Source organism: Paraburkholderia sp. CNPSo 3274, assembly GCF_024206475.1.
Classification (GTDB): domain Bacteria; phylum Pseudomonadota; class Gammaproteobacteria; order Burkholderiales; family Burkholderiaceae; genus Paraburkholderia.
The window spans coordinates 1-20,909 of the sequence record NZ_JAMBPR010000085.1 but is presented as its reverse complement, the minus strand read 5'-3'; the positions used below and the strand labels follow the sequence as shown (position 1 = coordinate 20,909).

Genomic DNA, 20,909 nt, shown 5'->3' with positions numbered 1-20,909 from the left:
GTGCACCAAATAGTGCGTTGTGCGTTAATATGGGCATGAAGACGAAAACTGATGCCCGCAAATTGGACGGTGCCACGCAGGCGGACCTAAGAAAAATGGTGGTGCAGGCCGTGCGTGACAACATGACGCAGACTGCGGCGGCGAAAACCTACGGGGTGAGCCTGCGAGCAGTAAGCAAATGGATGAAGCTGGCGCGCGACGGCGGCCTGCGGGCGCTGCGACCTGGCAAGCGAGGCCGCCTGCCGGGAAGTGGTCGGTTGAATCACCGACAGGCTGTGAGAATCCGCAGGTTGATCATCGAGCGGCTGCCAGATCAACTGGCGCTGCCGTTTTACCTGTGGACGCGCGAGTCGGTGGCGCGACTGATCGAGCGGGAGTATGGCATCACGGTGTCGGCGTGGACGGCCGGCCGATACCTGAAGGCATGGGGCATGAGTGCCCAGAGGCCTGCGCGGCGAGCGTACGAGCGCAACGATGCGGTGATCGAACGCTGGCTGAACGAAGACTATCCGCAGATCGCGAAAGAGGCGAAGCGTGAGAAAGCAACGATCTACTGGGGTGACGAAATGGGCTTGCGTAGTGATCACATCAGCGGCACGAGCTTCGCGCTTAAGGGCCAAACGCCGGTGGTGCGCGCGACAGGACAACGCTTCGGCTGCAACATGGTCTCGGCCATTACGAACCGCGGGGAGTTGAGCTTCATGGTCTTTGAGGGAACATTCAGGAACGCGACGTTCATCGAATTCATGAAACGCATGCTCAGGCAGGCCACGCGTAAGATCTACCTGATCGTCGATGGACACCCAGTGCACCGATCCGTTGCCGTCAGGCAGTTCGTCGCCGATAACGCCGACCGTCTGCGCCTGATCCGGCTGCCGGGGTATTGTCCCGAGCTGAACCCGGACGAACTCCTGAATCAGGATGTGAAAACCAATGCGCTCGGCAAGAGCCGACCGACCAGCAAGGCGGAAATGATCGGCACCGTCCGCCGGCATCTGCATCGTCGACAGAAGGAGTCGCACGTGATCCGCACCCTGTTCAAGGAAAAGCATGTCCGCTACGCCGCCTGATCAAGTGCGCACTATTTGATGCACCCGTCAGTGTCCTTAAAGCACGCGCGTACCGCCTCAACGAACGTCGTGCACATGAAGACGAACACATCGGTGCCTTCAGGGCGCGACGCGACGGTCAGGTTATGGCCCAGAGGCTGCCCCATCCTGAAGGACGAAGTGAAGCCGATCAGGAACGGCCCCACCCGATAAATCTTGGGGTCGGCGCGCACCGTCATGTACGAACCACCCGCTCCGGCCGAATCGGCACCCATGCAGACCTTCCTGCCATCCGTCAGCGCCACAATGCAGGTCATGCTGCCTCCGTAGGTGTTGCCCGACACAACGCGACGCGCATGCCCTCGCAGGGCCCAGCCGTAGTCCAGTCGAATCCATGCAGTTCGCCCATTGCCGTCCAGAACTGCCTCGCGCCCGCCTCGCGGCTCCATGACGTCTCGCCCGCGGCCGTCACGACCATCGTGATACGCGCCTTCTCGCCAGGCAACTTCATCCGCAGGCGCGCGGCAATCGTGGGCCACTGATTCTCAGTGGCCCGCATTACCCGGCGACTGGCGTTGAGAACGCTCATTTGACGACCCTCAGTAAGCCACGGTCGACGAGCGCGATGTACGTTGCCGCGATCCATTCGAACGCGAGGTGGCGCCATTCCTCGTGCGTGTACGCAGTCCCCCCGTGATTCCGTCCAGACAAGGGTGCGGGGGTTCGGAGCAGGCGCAGGCTCCGCAACCGTGCCGGGCGCGCGCGCAAAAACGCTGGCTGTGACTGCAGCTCCGTGAGATTTGATTTCGTGTTCAGTCGTCATTCAATCCACCCGTAATGGTCCGCGAAAAGCAAACGCAAAAGCAAAAGCAAAAGTTGAGCCAACACCACATATGCATCGATCGGTAAGGGTTTCAAGCGCGGCCGCAGTCGAACTCAATGCCCTGCGATGGTGTGAGTTTTGCGATGTGAGGCGGTAAGCGCTCAACCAGATCGCAGCAGGTTCGCGCGGTGGCCATCCGGTGAGCCTGTGCACGAGGTAGGCGTACGGCTGAAGGTCGCTGGCGCTGCATGCAAGTACGACTCTGCCAACGGAGCCTGGCCATCTCGGTATGGTGTGACGCATTTCGTCCAATCGTGCCGACGGATGTAGGAGATGTGGGGTTGCGGACAAACGGTGCCAGGGCCAGCGGGGCTTCAAACAGTTAGGTTTGGTTCGTCATAGTTCGCTTCGTCTTGCAGGGCTGGTTGCCGCATTCTGCCGCAACCAGTTGTAGGCCTTTTCACCTTGCTCGACGCACTCGAGACAGCAGTGCCGCACACCGGGGCTGCTGCCAGCCGACTGGCGGACGCTGGATCGACGGTTAAGGGGATAGCAGAGGCTCCTTGCCAGTCCCGCCCATTCCGGTCGCCCCGGTCGCGAAGCCGGTGGCGGCACGCCCCCAGCGTCGCTGCTCTGACCACGCGTGGTAAGGTGACCAAGTCCATGACCGCCCGATCATGATGATCGAACCGCAAGTGAAACGGGGCATCTACCTGTGCCCGAAGTGCCGCAAGCCGCTGCAACGCTGGGATGACGTGGTGCCGGCGCGCTGGACATGCACGCGCGCGCCCGCGTGCGGGTACACGCAGGCTGATGAACACGGACGGCCCGCGCCGCCTCAGGAAGCGGGTGCCGCCCAGCCCCGCGGCGTCAGTCAGCGGCCGGCGACGCGATCGGCCCCGCGGGGTCGGGTTGGAGAGCGTTGCCCGGACTGCGGAAAGGGGCTGCTGATCCAGAAAATCCTCAAATCCAGCGGCCGGCCGTTCGTCGGCTGCAACCGTTTTCCGCAGTGCCGGTTCTTTGGCTGGCCGGGCCGCTGACCGTCCCGGAAGTACCTTGTTGACAGCCGACGACTGCGAAAGGTGCCCGCCGCCCACAAACTTAAAACCCAGCTGGTTCTGTCGCGGTAAGAATGAGAGGTTAGTGAAGTCCCAATACGATATAGACTACTTATCCAGCCAGCGAATAGAACTGCCGTGCGGGAGTTTGACCAACGCCGCCATCGTTCAATTGCCCCTTGACGATCATCTGCATGACTTCGATGCCACGCACGTCACGCATTAAGGCCCGGCAGCATAGCAGACCGCCATATTGCGACACCCATTAGCCGGCCGAAGTCAAGGCGCAAATCTCTGTCCATCGGTGAATGGTCATGAGGATGGGCATTTTCATCGTCATGACCATTCACCGAAGTTTCTTCCGTCATCTTGTCACGGCCGCCTGCAAGGTTGGGTATCGCATCCGTTTTCTCAAGCTGGTTGCAAACCGAATCGCACCAGACACCCATCGGGTTCAAGCATGCGGTGATGGAACTCACGCCTGCCCTGGCGGTTAGCCGCCCCAGAGAAACTACAAGGGGTTCCCCGTTGAGCACAAGCTCAATCGAAGCTCGCTGTTGATGCATGCTGCAATGCCACGTCGGCGCGCGTGAGAAGGTGAAGGACTGCTGTACTACAACCGGTCATGATGGGCCGTTGGCCCGGACCCTGATGAAAGACGCGCGCAAGGACCTCATTCGTTGGACGGGATAGAAATCCCCGTTTCTCTGACAGGTATGCCTTGCGCGGGTCCAACCCGCTTCACATCACCGCTGGCAGTGCAAAGTGATCGTCTATCCGCTCATGGTTGCTTCGATTCGGTTAGCTTCCTGATCGTTTGGACATAGCGGCCGTGTCATACAGCCGCCGGTTCGTGTTTAAAGGCTTCGCCGTACTTGAGCATCGCCCAGGCCGTGCGTGCGTTTTTTGCGGCGATTGCGACCGCTGCTCGCCAGTAGCCGCGACGCTCGACGACGCTTCTCACCCAGCGGCTGAAACGGTCCTGCTTGTCGCCCAGACTCGCCATCACCGAGCGAGCTCCAAGTATCAGTAGATTGCGTAGGTATGCATCTCCCGTCTTCGTGATGCCCCCTAGCCGTGTCTTGCCCCCGCTGCTGTACTGGCTTGGTGTGAGGCCGATCCACGCGGCCACCTGTCGGCCGTTTCTGAAGTCGTGTCCAGCGCCGATGCTCGCAAGCAATGCGCTTGCTGTGGTCGGACCAATGCCACGCAAATGCATAAGTCGCCGGCTACGCCCGTCGTCTCTCGCGATTTCGCTGATTGCGCGGTCGTATTCAGCGAGCCGGGCTTCGATGTTGCTGGCATGCTCAAGCAAATCACTGATGCATCGTCTGGCCCAGCCGGGCAAGGCATCCAGATGAGCCGGGATTTCTCTTCGCAAGCGCTCCGGGCTCTGCGGTAGCACCACGCCGAATTCGGAGAGCAGGCCACGTGCACGGTTGTAGGTCGCGGTCCGTTCCTCGATAAAACCCTGCCGCGTCCGATGGAGGCAGATCGTGGCTTGCTGGTGTTCGTCTTTCAGCGGCACGAAACGCATGCTCGGGCGAGTCACCGCTTCACAGATTGCAGCGGCATCGGCTGCGTCGTTCTTGCCACGCCCTACGGCAAGCACCTGCTCATCCAGATGCAACGCGACGACACGATCGATACCGTGGCTCGCCTCACCGAGGTCGGCCGCACCATCTACACGTGCGCATTTCGCAGCCACACCGGCCGCTGGGAGCCCTTGCCTGGCACCGGCGAGCTTGCCGAAACCACTGACTTGGTGGTCAGTTTGCTGGCCCCGTATCTCGATCCAGATAGTTAAAGCTATTTCAGGGATGTTGTACCTGGCGAATCGAGCGCCGAACTTCTCGCACCAGCAGCGGATCGTCTCGTAAGTGACCACAACACCAAGTTCGAGCATCAACTCCTCGACGTCGCGCAGGCTCAGGAAGCGATGACCATGATAAAGCGGTTTTGTCTTCTTCATTATGTCATTCTACCGCCCCCATTCCATTAACCTGACAGAGCCGGGAGGCCTTGTCGATCTGCCGCATTTCACTGTATAGAATAACACTAGCGATAAGACCCGCTGCCATATCGGCAGCCGCTACCGAGAACAACAGGCCGTCTTGCCCATAAGCCTGCTGCAGCAAGGCCATCAGGGGCATCAGAAACACGCCATGCCGCAGTACCGCTACAAGCGTTGCCCAGATTGCGTCGCCCTTGGCCTGCATGAAAAGCAGGCAGACTTGTTGCACCCCTAACACCGGCAACGCACAATGGAACAGTAAGATCGCGCGGCTACCAATCTCTATCGTCGCCGACTCGTGCGCAAACCAGCCGATGATGGTTCTAGCGTGCCACACGACGCAGCCGGCATAGACTCCGGCGAACGTTAGGGCGACGGCAACCATAGTCCGAACCGCTTGCGCCACCCGTGTCCAGTTACCTGCGCCGACATTAAACCCAACAACCGACTGCGCCCCGCTGCACAGTCCATACAGCGGAAGTACCGCCAGCATCGCCAAGCGGCTGGCCAAACCTAGCGCCGCCACCGATGCCTCACCGTAGCGAGCAGCGAACCCATTGAGCATGGACATGGCCCCTACCGCGAGCAGCGTATTGAGCGCTGGCGGAAGGCCGATGCGGGCGATGCTCGCCAGCCGGCACCAGCAGCGTCCCACCGATGGCCATGATAAGACGATGGCGCCGTGCCTGCCCGCAAAATGTCGCCAATACAAGGTTAAGCCGCACAACTGGGCCAGAAATGTTGCGATGCCAGCCCCTTCGATGCCCAGCCCCAACCAGAAAATCATCACCGGGTCGAGTGCCGCGTTCATTGCGAAGGATGAAACTTGGGTCGTCATGCTGAGCACGGTATTGCCATCCGCTCTCACGATGAAACCACAGACCATATTGAATACCACTGCCACATAGCCCAGCAGCAGCCAATGAAGATAATCCACCGCCAGTGGCAAAGTCGATGGTCCAGCGCCTTGCCATGCCAGCAATCTTGGAGCCGCCAGCCAGCCCGCGATAGCCGCAATCCCAGCAATTACCATCGCCAACCATAACGCGTGCGATGCATAATCGTTGGCAGAGTGATCGTCGGCACGTCCCAGGCTTCGAGCAATCAACGACGCGGCCCCTGCACCGAAGATCTGGCCTATTGCCGTGATGCACATTGCAAACGGGAACGACAATGCCATCGCCGCGAGTGCTGCTGTTCCGAGCCGCCCCACGAAATACGCGTTGAGAAACTGATAAGCAGCACTGACAGTGACGCCAATGACGGACGGAAGAGCCAGCCGCAAGATCAGTGGCAACAGTCGATCGTGGGCCATTGACTGCATCCGTGATGCCGCGACTGCTGGCGTGTTCATACTGTGGCCCCGTCCTTCAACCTTGCTGCGTCCACATCTTCCTGATTGTCCCTGAGGCATCCGGCATAAGCCGCGAGACAATGCAGCAACTGACGTCCCAGCATGTTCGCCTCCTCTGCGGAAAAGCAATGCAACGCACAATGCATCTGGATACGAAGTTTACCGTCCACATTATCGATATATAACCGCAACGTGTGATGACGGTTGGGCCCCATCCCATCACCCGTCCAGATCGTCGGTTGAGCAAGGCCGAGCAGCATGCGCGTACGAAGATTATCTAACACAGCGCGATAGTTGACGACAACACGCGGCCAGTCGAAATCCACCAGCGCCTTCGCCTGATCGTCCGGCAGCAGATACGCAGCCGCCCGTAGCCCAATGCCATGGATCCGTGCCGAATTGCGCTGACGACGCACCGCTTTCAGACGTTCCGCCACACTGAGTCGCCCCTCACAAACGATGGCCAGCGGGACAAGCTCCGCGGTAAAGCCCATAACCGTCGACAGATCCTGACCCGGCAGGATAGGCGTGCGCAGCATGTCCATGTTGTCCAGAAACAGCCCTCGTCGCTGGTTGCCCTTTCCTGCCACCTCCGCCAAGGCGCATAGGATGACGTCGAACGCGTCAAAGCCGTGCCGGTCCGGATGCAGATCAAGCAGAATCTTTGTCGATTCCGCATCCAGGTCCAGATAGCGAATCCCCTTGCGCGCACACAAGGTCTCGAAAGCAGCATCACTGTGCATCTGCCCAGTATGTAGCATCTCGAACAAGCGGCGGCTGGCATCAGCGCCACTATCGACTGGCTCAACCTCGAGGACTGTTGCACCATCCTCACGCAGCAGCTCCCATGGCCGGCTTCGCCAATAAGCAACGTTGCTGTCCAACGAACCGCTCACATGTTCGCGCAGCGCCTTCACCCATCGATTCAACTGCGCGCGGCCACTGAATGCGGGAACCGGCGCTTGGCCATGCTCTATAGCCAGATAGTAGCGTTCTACTTCCTCCAGCAGGAGCCGGAACCCATAGCCGTCGACCAGGAAATGATGAATTATGATAAAAATCCAACTGTACGGTCGCCCACCGACCTCCGCCTCGATCAATTGGAAACGCGACATCCAGGTACGACCATCGAACCGGAATGCATATTGCGCTTTCTCAGCGATACCAGATACCTCTCGCGTGCAATCACCGAGCTCTGAGTAGGAGCCCAATGCAACTCGCTCCAGATGCAACGCTCCGACTCCGGTATGGAAGCGTAGATCATCGTCATCTCGAGAGATCCTGGTGCGCACCAGTGGGTAGTCTTTCGCCAACCTGACGATAGCGGACTCCAATATGGCCGGATCCAAACGGCAGCTATCGTCCTGCCAGATCGCGCACATGTTGAAATGCTCGTCTAAACCCATGCGCCGATTCATGAAGCGTATCGTAGGCGTTACTTCCACTCCACCGTCGATTTCGCCATCGTGGTGCACCAGTTCGCCGGAGCGGGCATCGATCAGCCCAGCCAGTTCGCGTAAGACTGGATAATCGTACAACTCGCTGACAGAAAAGCGGATGTCCATCTTGGCCGCCTGCGCCACACAGCGCACGCTCAGCATAGAGGTACCACCCAGTGAGAAGAAATGCGCGTCCGCACCAATCATCGACATACCAAGCACTTCCTGCCAAACCGCGGCCAGTGCATGCTCGGTCGTGGTGACCAGCGGCGCGAATACGCCCACCGCGGTTTGCCGTGGCAACGGCAAGCGGGAACGGTCCAATTTACCGCCCGGCAGCTTAGGCAAAGCCCGCAAGCGAACAAATGAACGGGGAATACTGTGGGGCAACAGCGAATGACGGAGCATTTGCCTGAACCCATCGTCTGTCGACGGCAGCTTCGCCTCAGTGCCCACCACGTAGGCAGTCAACAGCGGCTCGCCATCCGCAGCGCGGTGCAAATGCACCGCGGCCTCCTCGACCCCAGGACATTTTCCCAAGACGTGAGAAATCTCATCCAGTTCAACACGCAAGCCATGGATCTTGATTTGGTTGTCGCGCCTTCCGAGGAACTCCAGGCGGCCGTCGTCACGGTGGCGCCCCAAATCGCCAGTGCGATAAGCCACAGTTCCGAAAGGCTGCAACTCTGGCACCGAACTAGCAACAAATCGCTCGGCTGTCAACTCCCTGCTGTCATGGTAGCCACTCGCCAGGCAGTCACCCGTCACCAGGATCTCCCCCACCGCACCTTGAACCACCGGCCGCAACTTGTCATCTACGACGGCTATGCCGACATTGGCCACCGGCTTACCGATCGGGACAGTCCGTTCATCAGCGCCCACTTCGCACACTTCCCCCCAAGCGGCGTTCGAACTACACTCGGAGGAGCCGTAGAAGTTGAACAGACGGGCCTGCGGGAACGCCTCGAGAAAGCGCCGAGCCAACTCCGGTGGCAACACCTCAGCGCTTGAGGTGACCAGCCGCAAATCTGAAACCGACCGTCCATCTGTCAATTGTGCCGTCAAAATGCCGGTGATCAACGGTGGCGAGCACAGCAGATGCGTTACCCGGTAACGATCTAGCTGCAATAGCAGCAGAAATGGATCTTGCAGTTCTTGCTGACTCAGCAGCAAACTAGGAACGCCTTGTAAGAGTGGCCCGAAGATTTCCCATTGACTAGCAACCAGCGCCGCCGACTTCTGCACTACGCAGACATCACCTGCCTGAAATGGGAATTGCCCCCACATCCAGTGCAAACGATTTATGCATGCTGTAGCGGGAACCACAACGCCCTTCGGTTTTCCCGTAGAGCCAGATGTGTAGACGACCTGCAGCACTTCATGCGAGCAAGATGGCGAAGGGGCGGCATCTGTCTCCTCATTGCCGTGTGCAACTTCCTCCGACGGCAGTAAAACCAGCCCTCTGTCACGAAATGCTTCCCGCTGCAACGGCGTGGCAACGAAGGCATTGGGAGCGACATCTTTGGCAATCTCAAGTATGCGGCTTATCGGATAATTTGCCCCGATCACCGAGTAGGTTGCGTGCAGCTTGATCGCAGCTAGAATGACGATCAACGCGTTAATGCCGCGGTCAATGCCAAGCAACACCCTGTCGCCGGCACCAACACCGGCGGCTGCGAGTCTGTTAGCAAAACGGTTGGCTGCACCATCCAACTCAGCATACGAAATGCGGCCGCGCTCCCAGAAATAAGCAGTATCCACTGGCGACATTTTGGCACGCGCTTCGAACATTTCGCGTAGCGTACTAGCGCCTGTATAAGCCAGCCGTCCTCCGTTGTAACGCTTAAGAAAATCCTTTTCAGCTGGGTGCCGCAGATCCAGCTCTGCCAGCGGCGCCGCGGGCGCCGCAATGATCACCTGAATAATTTGCTGCAGGTTGAGCAGCATTCTTGAAACGAGCTCGTCGGAGAACAGCTCAGTGCAATAGGACATCTGCAGGTAGATGCCGTCCCCCTCTTCCTGACAGTAAAGAGTGAGATCGTACTTCGTATAACCGTTCTCCAATTCGCGTGCGACAATTGACACATCGTCCTGCCCCTCAGAAATTAGCTCTGCTTTCTCCGAATACATGTTGAACATCGCCTGGAATACGGGGGAAAAATTGCTTCCACGTACCACGTCAACTGTTTCCAACATCCGACTGAATGGATATGCCGCGTTGAAGTCAGCACCGATGACAGTTTGCTGCGTCGTGGCCAGATGTTCGATGAATGACTTGTCAGGATCCATCTTCGCCCTTAGCGGCAACATGTTTAGGAAGAACCCCAACAGCTTTTCCGTACCTGACTGTTTTCGCACTACATTCGGAGTGCCGACGATGATATCGTCCTGTCCGCTGTACTCTCTCAATAAAGCGTAAAAAGTCGTCAGTAACACGCTGAAAAGCGTGGTGCGATTGTCCGCCGCAAGTTCGCGAAGTCTGGACGCCGCGAGAGCCGGAATTTGTATGGCGTATGACTTACCGGTGTAACGCATCCGCCTCGGACGAGGCTTATCGGAAGGCAGGGTCAGCACCGGCAACTCACCCGACAGCTGTTGTGCCCAGTACGAGCGCTGTCGCGCCCAGCAGTCCGATCGAAACTGCTCAGACTCCCATTTCGCGAAATCCTCGAACGAAATTTCGGCTTTGATACCGTCCTCTGAACTGACTCCCGCCTTGTAAAATTCACGCAGTTTGCGCACCATCACCGAAAGCGACCACGCGTCCATAATGATTTCATGCGTGGTAAAGATGACAACATGCCGGTCTGATCTCTCTCGTACTAGTAGTGCGCGATACAGTGCGCCTGCGGCGAGATCAAAGGACGGTTGAAACTCGCTCGCCTTCAATTCAGCCAACCTGGGGGCAGGTTGGTCGCCGCAAAGGTCTATAAAGCGCAAACTACCCTTCGGCGGTGAATCGAAGGTCAAATATGGATTGCCACTCTTTTCGACGAATCGAATGCGCAGTGTGTCGAAGTACTGCACCACCGCATCCCAAGCCCGACTAAAGCGATCTCGATCAAGCTCTCCGCAGCATTCGAGCGCCGCTTGCAAGGTATAGTTGGATGCTGTTGGATCAAGCTTCCACAAAAACCATAAGTGTTTTTGAATGTGGCTGGCCGGAGCCTCTCCGCCCTCACCACGGCGACTGGCGACAATGGCGGGAAGCGACTCATTCCCACCCTCTTTCTCGGCCAGAAGTTCGGTTAACTCATCTATTGAGCAATGGTACAGGTCAACCACCGAAACTTCGCAGGCGAATTCGCTCCGAATACGGTTGATCGCAAGCATGGCGCGCAGCGAGTCACCGCCCATCAGCAAAAAGTTGTCGTTTCGCCCCAGCCGGTCTAGATGCAGTATCTCGGCTAACAGCCTGCACAACCGAACCTGAACACCGTCAGTGGGCTCCAGATATTTCACATCGGACAAAGGACGCAAACTTTCCGGGGAAGGCAATTGTTTGTAATCAAGTTTGCCATTGGCGTTTAATGGTAATGTCGCCATCTCGAAGAAAAGATCAGGCAGCATGTAGTCAGGCAACTGACGCGACATGTGTTCGCGTAAAGCGCTCCGTGTAACCTCCTCTCGAAGCTTGACGAAGGCCACGAGGCGCGGAAGTCTTTCCGCTTCCCCTAGACTAGTCAGTGTTTCCCTTGCCGTCAGTTTCACCCGATTGTCAGCGGGGTAATGCACCACTACGGCCGCGGCCTCGACTGCTGCATGTAACCCCAACAAACCTTCCACTTCGTTTAGCTCAATACGGTAACCACGCAGCTTGACCTGGCGATCTGCTCTTCCGAGACACTCCAGTAAGCCATCCTCACGCAGCCTCACGAGATCACCAGTCTTGTATAATCGATCATATCCGCGCTTATCGCTGAAAGGGTTAGCCACAAAAGCCTGCTCGGTACGCGCGTCGTCGTTAATGTAACCACGCGCAAGGCCAACGCCGGCTACACAAAGTTCGCCTACGTCACCTGACGCAACAAACGTCAGCGCCGCAGCATCTGGCCTGACCACATAGATCTGCAGATTGTCTATCGGTTTCCCGATTGGCATAAATGCCTGACCTTCCGCCGGAGAGTTAGAGATCAGCGCATGCGTGACACCGTCGGCACATTCAGTTGGTCCATAATGGTTGAGGATGGGAATAGACGGGTACATCGCCAGCCAGCGTCGGCATACGTCGGGCGGCAATGCCTCCCCGACGGTGGAAATCCTGCGCAGCGCCGGCAGCGCGCGTGCATCGATCAATTCGACTTCGGCCACAAACGAGCGTAGTAGCGAGGGCACAAATTGAATGACCGATACTTGGCATTCGCGCAACTCAAGCAGCAGCCGCGACGGATCGCATACGACGTCTCTATCAATGATCTGTGTGCACGCCCCCACTTGCAGCGCCGCCATAAACTGCCACAGAGAAATGTCAAAACAGTGCGATGCAGTCTGCGCCACCTGGTCAGTTCTACTGATCTCTAGATCGCGGACTTTAGCGTGCAAGTGATTGATGAAGCTCCGCTGTTCAATCATTACGCCCTTTGGGTGACCGGTGGTACCCGAAGTAAAAATGACGTAGGCAAGATCACTGCCTTTGCCTCTGAGCCCGACAAAGGCCGCGCGAGATTCTTGCGCTTCTTCAATATCAAGAAGCACTAGTTCCGGTTTGGTTGCCTGCAAATACGCCGCCTGTTCGTAGCAGTTACGGGCGGTCAGCAGCAGGCAGCATTTGCTCTTCTCCAGCATGTAATCCAAACGTTCCGCTGGATACTGGCGATCAAGCGGCATATAGGTACCGCGAATCTTAAAAATGGCAAGCATCGCAGCCAATAAATCAATTCCTCGCTCCATCAGCACGCCGATGACGGGCGCCTCGCGGCCACAGCGCTCGGTCAGCGCCATTGCGATGCGATTGGACTGCTCATCAAGCTCCCGATAAGTTACCGACTCGCTGCCATGCCTTGCTGCTATATGTTGCGGATAACGCCGTGCCACATCACAAAAGTAGTCCACTGCCAATAGTGTTTTCATTTAAATCTCGCTCACTCGCCTAAGAAGCGGTTTCAAAAAGGCTTCGTAGGGGCTGTTAACCCGTAACGCAACCTGTTAACCTCGATCGTCGTGACAACAGGATCGAGGAGATGGGCAAACCAATCATCGATGACGAACTGTGGGCACTGATCGAGCCACTGCTACCACCAGCGAAGCCACGCCGCTTCAAGTATCCGGGCCGCAAGCCGGTGCCGGATCGGGCTGCACTGACTGGCATCTTGTTCGTGCTGAAGACCGGTATCCGGTGGCGGGACTTGCCTGCGGAGATGGGATGCGGTTCCGGCGTCAGTTGCTGGCGCAAGCAACGCGATTGGCAGCAAGCCGGCGTATGGGATCGATTGCACGCAGTGCTTCTGGGGAAATTGCGAGCGGTGGACAAGATCGACTTCTCGCGCGTGATCGTGGATTCGTCATCGATTCGCGCGGTTGGGGCGGGCGAAAAACTGGCCCGAACCCCACCGATCGAGCGCGACCCGGATCCAAGCACCACCTCGCCACCGACGCCAACGGAACGCCGATCGCGGCAATCCTGACTGGCGCCAATCGTAACGACGTCACCCAACTCGTTCCGCTGATCGAGGCCATCGTGCCGATCGGCGGTAGGCGCGGGCGGCCTTTGAGCCGCCCTGGCTGCGTCTATGCCGACCGGGGTTACGATCACGACAAATACCGACGCGCTCTCCACGAACGCAGTATTCCCACCAGCATCGCGCGGCGCGGCCACCCGCATGGCAGTGACCTCGGAAAAGTCCGATGGGTCGTCGAACGTACACATGCCTGGCTGCATAATTTCCGCCGTCTACGTATTCGCTTCGAACGTCGCGCTGACATTCATGAGGCATAAGTCGCATAAAGGAATTCACTTCATAAAGGTTTCGAACTGCATGCTGAAATATAAAAAACAAAGCAAAGCGCCAGAAGAATTGAAGGATTCTTCAACACTCGACGCTCCAGTAGCATAAGTTCGGAAGTATTCAACAGTCGTATAATGGGGTTGGAAGGTTCGATGCCTCTGCTCGACTACGTCGTCCTGACCGTCGCGTTGACGTCGGCCCTCCATGCTGCTCACTTCGCCGCACAGCTTCATTCTGTGCAGGACCCTTGATATCTTTCTTTGTGAGATACATCGTTCGTCGGAATGCACAGCAACGCAGGAACAAACTTCCTGCTCAGGGAACGGAATGGAACTGTTGATCCGGAGCACCGGTTCGTTAATAGCGCGTAGCGCGGTACCTTGAGTGGACGCCGCAATAGCATGTCGACTGTCATTTTTTGCAGATCTTGTCTGTGGTTCGTGAGGCTTTGGTTTCGTGTTCATGCTCCGTTACCTCCCGCTTCAATTTCCCCCCGACAGCAGATGCAATAGTTGAGCCAACGCCACGACACACCGGAGAGATAACTCCCAACACATTGCTGATCGGGATGATTGATGGGCACTCACCCTCCAAAACGCTTGCGGGATCTTCCGCGAAGTATCGTTTGTGGAATTGGCTGTGTTGCATACCTGACAATGTTGGATATGCAACATCACGAATTGCCACGACGAGTGCCGATCAAAGCGACGAACTTACTGACGAGTGCATCGTGCGACACGTGCTGCTGCCCGCAGCGTGTCAAATCATCAGGTAGTACAGGGCAGCAAAGCTCGTTTCTGTCTTGTCGCACCTCCATCGCTGAAGTATGAACGACGGATGCTGCGACCTGTTGTGCGACCAACAGTTGCCTACCTGGACATGCGTGATTGGTAACGATTGCGTGTGGAGCTCCGGGAACAACGTCTTTTTCGCAAGACACCCCGTCTCGGCGACGAGATTGGGGATGACGCTGCTAGCCGCAGTGCGGCGTGAAGGCCAGGCAAGTTCCGTATGTGCAACATAGGTGAACTGTTGATAAACCTCGTGACGTCAAATGGGCCAAAGCGGCTGTCAGGCCCAAACCAAAAGGTATGTAGCCGGTTGTCCCTTTGATGCAACGGGAACACGTCGTCATAGCGCTACCGGGGAATAGACAGGCACTAACCGGACAGGCCCAGAACATCGGGGCGGCAGGAACGGGAACGTGGTAAACCCGACTCACCGCCAAACTCGCGGAACATTGTGGAATGGCAGGCAACTCGTAAGGAGAGCTGTTGGTGGAGCGGGTATGAGAACGCGGAGAAAGCGAATGGCGGGCTGTAATGGCCTGCATAGGGGTTCGAACTTTGCCCTAACCCGAAAGGGTGCAGACTTCCGCCTGGTGCAGTTGTCGCAGGTCCACGTTTGAGATTCATCGAGGGGAAGCTTGAGAGCATTTCAACCCCGTGCCGGGTCCGGCGTTCGCGGAGAAACAGGGATGAGGTATACAGGTGAACGGCAGCGCCGCAATGACCGACCGTCCAATGGTGCGCACCTGTGGCCGGCACGCCATCAGGTGAGCCCGCTTGAGAGCATGGTCCGGGATTCGTCGGCGACAGTGGTGAGCAGCGCGAGCTGCATCCCGTTCACGAGATCGAGTCAATTTCGACGCATCCCATGGCGCTGCCGTCCACCCACGATCATGAGGTCAGCGATGGCGATGCGCAAGCACGAAGACAGTCCCGAAGTCTTTCCGAATGCGGCGGGGATCGATATTGGCGGCTCGAGTCACTGGGTCGCGGTGCCCAAAGGGGTGGCTGATGAACCGGTGCGCGAGTTTGGCACGATGACCGACGATCTGCACGCGATGGCGGACTGGCTGCAGGAATGCGGGGTTGACACGATCGCACTCGAATCGACGGGAGTCTACTGGATACCTGTGTATGAAGTGCTGGAGCAGCGCGGATTGACGGTCTGGCTGGTCGACGCGCGGCAGATGAAGTATGTGCCGGGTCGCAAGAGCGACGTGCAGGATTGCCAGTGGCTGCAGAAGCTCATGAGCCTGGGGCTGCTGCGAGCGGCCTGGCGCCCTAGCGACGAGGTTTGCGTGGTACGCGCGGTGGCCCGTCAGCGTGAGGTGCTGCTCACCGAGCAGGCCGGCTGGGTGCAGCGCATGCAGAAAGCGCTGGTGCAGATGAATCTCCAGCTCACCGAAGTGCTCACGGATGTAATGGGCATGACCGGACAGGCGATCATCCGTGCAATCGTAGCCGGCGAGCGCGACCCGAAGGCCTTGGCCAGCCATCGTCATATTCCGGTCAGGCGCAGCGAAGAAGATATCGTCCGCGCGCTGACGGGCAACTGGCGCGAGGAACACCTGTTCGTGCTGCAGCAGGCACTGGCGATGTTTGACAGCCTCGCGCAGCGCATCCTCGAGTGCGACGCGAAGATTGAGGCGCTGCTGGTACCCCTTGGACGTCACGACATCCCCCTTGATGGACCCGGCAAGCGGCGCAGCAAGAACGCCCCGCAGTTCGATGCGCGTGCGGCGCTGGCGCGCTGGGCGGGTGTGGACCTGACGCGCATCAACGGCCTGTCGGTCACCACCGTGATGACGATCCTCTCGGAAATCGGCCCGGACCTGAGCCGCTTTGCGAACGTCAAGCACTTCTGCTCATGGCTCGGGCTGTGCCCCGGCACGAAGATCAGCGGCGGCAAGGTGCTCAGCGCGCGTACGCGGCGCTCCACCAACCGCGTGCGCCAGGCGCTCAAGATCGCGGCCATGAGTCTGTCGCGCATCGCTTCTGCGCTGGGTGCATTCTACCGGCGCCTGTGCGCGCGCATGGACAAGCCGCGCGCCAATACGGCCGTCGCCCACAAGCTCGCGCGCATGGTGTGCTTCATGCTCACGCGTGGTGAGGCCTTCGTCGACCAGGGGCAGCAGCGCTACGAGGAGCAGCAACAGCAACGCAGCATCGCCGCGCTCAGGCGCCGCGCGTCCGCGCTCGGCTTCGAGATCACCCCGACCGTCCTAACCCCCTGAAAATCCGCGGTATTTTTAATGTTTCTCACGAGACCGTCCTTGTGCGGTTCAGCGCCCCTCGTCTCAGCGATGAGGCGAATCAACGATGTGACGCTTGCGAAGGTTTCGAAGGTTTCGTGCAACTCGGCGAGACCGACGTCAGCGGGACGCTTAATGCTGTGCGCGAGCGGAGTGCGGTGAAAGTCGCACGCTCCGTTCTTCGGGGGCCGCTTTTCCGAGAGGGAATGCAGCTACCCTCTAAATAGTGCGTAGTTGGACGTGCTTTTCCTTGAACAGTTTGCGGATCACGTGAGGCTCTCTTTTGCCGACGATGCGGATAGGCGTTGTCGTAAATCGAACGTAAGGACGAAGTGATCCCCATGTTTTCGATCTCAGGCAATTCGAACGGACTGCGGGCGGGCGAGTGCCGCCATGCGGTTGAGCACGCCCGCACGAATCGAGACTTCGGTTGCCTAGGAACCAATCTCGCGAGCCCACAGGCAAGAGCTCCGTGAGGAGCTTGAGCCGGTACATCAGAGTCTCAGCCTGCGAGCGACGCTGGTAGCCACTTGCGAGCTTCCATTCACGTCTGCTGCGTTCTGCTATCGCATCGATGGCGGCATTGCGCCAGGCCGCGCCAGGCACGCTCTCCGGCCAAGGGGTCGCGCTCTCAGGCAACGGAATCGACGGGGCAGCTCCGCGCGCCGCAACCCGCGCATGGCACGCCTTGGTGTCCTAGGCGCCGTCGCCACCGATGGTGTCGATTGCCATGTCAGCGGGAATCTGGTCGAGCAAATCAGGCAACACTTCGCTATCGCCCTCGTCCTGACGAGTCCTCAGTGGAGCGCAGATCTGTCCGGTGTTCGCGTCCATCGCCAGGTGCGACGCTTGGACCAGCGATGCTGGTGCACCTTCCACTCGCCTTCGCCGTTCTGTCCGGTACTGTCGAGCACGACGTGCAAGGGGTCTTTGGGCGTTGTGCCGGCAGCGCGACCTTCACCGTCCGTGTGCCTCAACGTCGTGTAGTTCGGCACGGGCAGGCTCGGGAAAGCAAGTTTGCGCAGACTCTGGGCGAAGCCTTGCCGTGCGCGCAGCGGCAGAAGAAAGACCTGCTTGAGTTCGAACAGCATCTGCACGAGCGCATCCGCATAGATGCATGGGTGGCCCCGAGCGCCCACCTCGGATTCCGGTGCTGCAGCGAAAAGATCAGGGTCAATCCACATCGTTACATCCCCTCGAGCAATGGGTGACAATGCCGGCTGTGGTCGTGCGATGTCAAATAGAGGAGCGCGAGGACGGCGTCGTCAATCGCTGGTGTGTCATGTTCATGGGGTTCATCTCGATATCGTTTAAACCCGTGCGCAAAACCGTTCGTGACTCGACAGAATTTCATCGGCCGACTAAACGAACGCACGTGATCCACAACCTGTTTCAGGAAAAGCACGCCCATTTTTCCGACTGAAAACCGACACACATTCGATGAACTGGCCAGTAACATCCATTCGGGGCAGTTCGGCTCGGGCTTGAGCACCTCTGTTCCTCGCGCGGCATAATCGCACAGGAACTGCCTGTTACCGTCACTCACGGAGTGAATTGATGATCGTCCCTGCAACTTCGGCTTTCAATGTGCACGAGCTCGCTCCACCGCGTGCCTCCCCAGCAGATATTGAAATATTTTGCGTCAGCTTCGATTTTCGCATCATGCTCGACAGTCCCGCATTCGCTCCGCTCTCGGACGATGAGCGTGCGAAGGTCGCGCGCTTCCGGCGCCGCGACGATGCGCTGCGTTGTGCGGTGACGCGCGTCGTGCTGCGTCAGTTGCTCGCGGAACGAACAGATTCGGAGGCCAGTGAATTGCGTTTCGAGCGAGACACCGGCGGACGGCCCCGTCTCGATAAGTCGATGCAAGGCGGGTCCGGTGGACAACTCGACTTTAACGTTTCGCATTCGGAGCAGTATGCTCTGATCGCAATTGGCCGGCGACGGAGGGTTGGTGTCGATATCGAATTTGCTCGCAAAGACATCAACTGGAGGAAGCTGGCATCAGCGGTATTTGCGCCGCGCGACGAGGCACAAGTGACCGCTTTGCCGATGTACAGGCGAACCGACGCGTTTTATGACGTATGGACAGCAAAGGAAGCGGTGTTGAAGACACTTGGCGTCGGCATCGGAAGGGGCATGACATGGTTTTCTGTACTTGGAGACAGGCAGCACGAGCCAAGTATCGCAGTTAGCGAGGAGAGCGTATGCAATCGCGACTTGATTGCGAAACTCGACGCAGTTTGGCTTCGCGCCCTGAGCGGTTATGCCGCATGTGTCGCGTGGTCGCGCGATGTCGCTTAGTCGGATGCGTAGTCGCAATGCAGGTTGAGCGCTTTCAGAACTTTACTCTGATCAAAGTTTTTGTCTGGCGCGAAGCGAATTTGGCGTGAGCCGTAGAAGCACGGGTTCGCCAACGAGCATGACCTTGCGTTCGCGGCCGAGGCGGCTCCCGAGAGGACGAGGGGTTGTGGCGGCACTGTCAAGAAGCGGGCGTGGATTACCTTTATCGAAGAAACATAATTATCCTTATTAGATAGCTTTGTCGGATGCGATAGGGACAGTCCAACCATGCCATGTGGCGAAACGTTCCTGAGCACGGCACGATGATATGCCGCGTTCATCTGATGTCTGGGCAGCGCGAAATGCTGTCCCTTACGGAACTGCATCGTCCCTGCACGGAAGACACCCAGCAGGCGCAGCGGTGAACGCCAGCGCAGCGCCCTACTCGGTCATCGCCGTCGTGGACGTCCCGCCTTCCGCGGGATAGACATCCGCGATCACGCAGTCGCGGCCCGCGAGTTTCGCCTTGTAGAGCATATGATCGGGACGCCTGAAGAGGTGCGTGAGATCGTGCCCCGTCGCCCGGCGCCGCAAACGCGATGCCGACGCTCGCCGTGATCCGACAGGTCTCGCCCGAATCCGCAATCACGACGGCTTCGCCGATCCGCTGCCGCAGCCGCTCGGCAAGCGCGGCCGCAACCGGGAACAGCGCGTCGTCGAGCGCCACCAGCACCGCGAACTCCTCGCCGCCAACACGCGCGACGACATCGGACTGCCGCGTGGTGCGGCATAGTTCCGCGATCACACGCAGCGCCTCGTCGCCCGTGCCGTGTCCGTAGGAGTCGTTGATGCGTTTGAAGTGGTCGACGTCGAACATCAGCAGCGCGCGCGCCCGGCGCTCGAACGCGCGGCGGTTCAACAGCCGCGTCAGCGGATCGGTATCGGCCATCGTCGCGAGCTCGCGGATCAGTTGCCCGCGCTCGGTATCGAGCTGCGCACGCTCGACACTGTATTGCCGCAGCACGTGCGTCGCTTCAAACAGTTCGCCGATTTCCTCGCGGCGATGCGAAGACGGAATCTCGACCGCCAGATCGCCCTTCGCGATCGCGCGGATCACGCGGGCCGCCGGCGCGAACGGCCGCACCACCTCGCGGCGGAACATCAGGATCAGCCACGCGAGCGCACCCAGCAAAACCACGACCGCGACGATCGCGCCCGCCAGCGCCAGCATCGCCGAGCGCAGATGGCGCCGCAGCTTGCCCTGGGTTTCCGCGAGCAGCACGTCGCGCAACTGCGTGGTCGACAGCATCGTCGGCACGTACTGTTCGGCGAACTGGCCGGTCGAAACGTGCGCGCCGCCCGGGTGCGTCGCCAGTTCGCGAACCGTCGAGGGCTCTGATGTGATGGACGACTCCCGCCCTTCGGGGCTCGGCATATGCCAATGTGGAGAAGTCGTGACTTCCACGGCAAAGGAGCGTTCATCATGAAGATAGCCACTGTCGGACTGGATCTTGCAAAGACTTTATTCCAGGTTCATGGAGTCGATTCGCAGGGGCATATCGTCGTACGCAAACAGCTGCGCCGCGCTGACGTACTGGCGTTTTTCGCGAAGCTTGACCCGTGCGTGGTCGGCATGGAGGCATGCGGGTCTTCGTGTACAGGGCCTGGAAGTATTCGAGCGCTTTCGCCACACGAGCGTTAGGTATCTTCTGTTTGCCGGAGTCCGTTTTTTTCTCGGCCGCCTTGTCCGCCTTGACGAACAGCCTCCGGGCGTGCGCGACGCATCCGAAGTGCGTGGCCTTTTTGAGCGTGCGCCAGGCGCTGTAGCCGTCGCTCATCAGCATGCCGCTGTAGTCGCCGAGAAACTTCTTCGGATGTTCCTGGCCGCGCCCCGGCTGGTAGTC

Annotated in this window: 14 protein-coding genes and 4 pseudogenes; 7 read left to right on the top strand and 11 right to left on the bottom strand. The window is 58.7% G+C overall.

The window, feature by feature from the left end:
* Positions 1-35 precede the first annotated feature (35 nt).
* Entirely contained in the window at positions 36-1,070 is a 1,035-nt protein-coding gene (locus M3I54_RS37180) for an IS630 family transposase (RefSeq protein WP_254344758.1), read from the top strand.
* 11 nt (positions 1,071-1,081) lie between these two features.
* Here M3I54_RS37180 and M3I54_RS37175 read toward each other — a convergent pair whose 3' ends face one another.
* On the bottom strand, positions 1,082-1,366 hold the full coding sequence (locus tag M3I54_RS37175) for a hypothetical protein (RefSeq protein ID WP_254320599.1): 285 nt from the start codon (positions 1,364-1,366) through the stop codon (positions 1,082-1,084).
* A complete protein-coding gene (locus M3I54_RS37170; RefSeq protein WP_254344756.1) occupies positions 1,363-1,638 on the bottom strand; it encodes a hypothetical protein in 276 nt (91 codons plus the stop codon). The genes M3I54_RS37175 and M3I54_RS37170 overlap by 4 nt, the downstream gene beginning before the upstream one ends.
* A 911-nt stretch (positions 1,639-2,549) precedes the next feature.
* On the opposite strand from M3I54_RS37170, the gene M3I54_RS37165 reads away from it, so the two are divergent.
* On the top strand, positions 2,550-2,912 hold the full coding sequence (locus M3I54_RS37165; protein ID WP_254344754.1) for a topoisomerase DNA-binding C4 zinc finger domain-containing protein: 363 nt from the start codon (positions 2,550-2,552) through the stop codon (positions 2,910-2,912).
* Positions 2,913-3,042: 130 nt separating this feature from the next.
* Here the strand turns inward: M3I54_RS37165 and M3I54_RS37160 are convergent.
* From M3I54_RS37160 to M3I54_RS37140, 5 genes and pseudogenes are all read right to left on the bottom strand, one after another.
* Positions 3,043-3,168, bottom strand: a pseudogene (locus M3I54_RS37160) (IS6 family transposase); the annotation flags it as partial.
* The gene (locus M3I54_RS37155) at positions 3,146-3,409 is read right to left on the bottom strand and encodes a hypothetical protein (protein WP_254344752.1); all 264 of its coding nucleotides are present in this window, start codon (positions 3,407-3,409) and stop codon (positions 3,146-3,148) included. The pseudogene M3I54_RS37160 and the gene M3I54_RS37155, both read right to left, overlap by 23 nt.
* A gap of 356 nt (positions 3,410-3,765) precedes the next feature.
* Positions 3,766-4,902 carry an IS110 family transposase gene (locus M3I54_RS37150; protein WP_375542279.1) on the bottom strand — a complete coding sequence of 379 codons (1,137 nt, stop codon included), beginning with the start codon at positions 4,900-4,902 and terminating at the stop codon, positions 3,766-3,768.
* 4 nt (positions 4,903-4,906) lie between these two features.
* Positions 4,907-6,259 carry an MATE family efflux transporter gene (locus tag M3I54_RS37145; protein ID WP_254320602.1) on the bottom strand — a complete coding sequence of 451 codons (1,353 nt, stop codon included), beginning with the start codon at positions 6,257-6,259 and terminating at the stop codon, positions 4,907-4,909.
* Positions 6,260-6,294: 35 nt separating this feature from the next.
* Positions 6,295-12,807 (bottom strand): non-ribosomal peptide synthetase, encoded by a 6,513-nt coding sequence (locus M3I54_RS37140; RefSeq protein WP_254344750.1) that lies wholly within the window; start codon positions 12,805-12,807, stop codon positions 6,295-6,297.
* Positions 12,808-12,917: 110 nt separating this feature from the next.
* On the opposite strand from M3I54_RS37140, the gene M3I54_RS37135 reads away from it, so the two are divergent.
* Positions 12,918-13,672 (top strand): IS5 family transposase gene (locus tag M3I54_RS37135; protein ID WP_254344746.1). Its coding sequence is split into 2 segments (ribosomal slippage): positions 12,918-13,266 and positions 13,266-13,672, totalling 756 coding nucleotides; the frame shifts between segments, so codons are not numbered across the junction.
* A gap of 15 nt (positions 13,673-13,687) precedes the next feature.
* On the opposite strand, the gene M3I54_RS37130 is transcribed toward M3I54_RS37135, so the two are convergent.
* Positions 13,688-14,146 carry a hypothetical protein gene (locus tag M3I54_RS37130; protein ID WP_254344743.1) on the bottom strand — a complete coding sequence of 153 codons (459 nt, stop codon included), beginning with the start codon at positions 14,144-14,146 and terminating at the stop codon, positions 13,688-13,690.
* A gap of 1,229 nt (positions 14,147-15,375) precedes the next feature.
* Between M3I54_RS37130 and M3I54_RS37125 the strand changes: the two genes are divergently transcribed.
* Positions 15,376-16,704, top strand: a complete 1,329-nt coding sequence (locus tag M3I54_RS37125) for an IS110 family transposase (RefSeq protein WP_254344740.1) — start codon at positions 15,376-15,378, stop codon at positions 16,702-16,704.
* A 371-nt stretch (positions 16,705-17,075) separates the two neighbouring features.
* On the opposite strand, the pseudogene M3I54_RS37120 reads toward M3I54_RS37125, so the two are convergent.
* Positions 17,076-17,927 (bottom strand): annotated as a pseudogene (locus tag M3I54_RS37120) (IS5 family transposase); the annotation flags it as partial.
* Here M3I54_RS37120 and M3I54_RS37115 point away from each other — a divergent pair.
* Both M3I54_RS37115 and M3I54_RS37110 read left to right on the top strand, forming a co-directional pair.
* Positions 17,840-18,145, top strand: coding sequence for a hypothetical protein (locus M3I54_RS37115; protein ID WP_254344766.1), 306 nt, complete (start codon positions 17,840-17,842; stop codon positions 18,143-18,145). The pseudogene M3I54_RS37120 and the gene M3I54_RS37115 sit on opposite strands and share 88 nt — an antisense overlap.
* A 134-nt stretch (positions 18,146-18,279) precedes the next feature.
* Entirely contained in the window at positions 18,280-19,026 is a 747-nt protein-coding gene (locus M3I54_RS37110) for a 4'-phosphopantetheinyl transferase superfamily protein (RefSeq protein WP_254344738.1), read from the top strand.
* 316 nt (positions 19,027-19,342) lie between these two features.
* Here M3I54_RS37110 and M3I54_RS45235 read toward each other — a convergent pair whose 3' ends face one another.
* The gene (locus M3I54_RS45235) at positions 19,343-20,470 is read right to left on the bottom strand and encodes a GGDEF domain-containing protein (RefSeq protein ID WP_254344736.1); all 1,128 of its coding nucleotides are present in this window, start codon (positions 20,468-20,470) and stop codon (positions 19,343-19,345) included.
* An 18-nt stretch (positions 20,471-20,488) separates the two neighbouring features.
* Between M3I54_RS45235 and M3I54_RS37100 the strand changes: the two are divergent.
* Positions 20,489-20,659: pseudogene (locus tag M3I54_RS37100) on the top strand (IS110 family transposase); the annotation flags it as partial.
* On the opposite strand, the pseudogene M3I54_RS37095 reads toward M3I54_RS37100, so the two are convergent.
* Positions 20,652-20,849: pseudogene (locus M3I54_RS37095) on the bottom strand (transposase); the annotation flags it as partial. The pseudogenes M3I54_RS37100 and M3I54_RS37095 overlap by 8 nt on opposite strands.
* Positions 20,850-20,909: the final 60 nt, after the last annotated feature.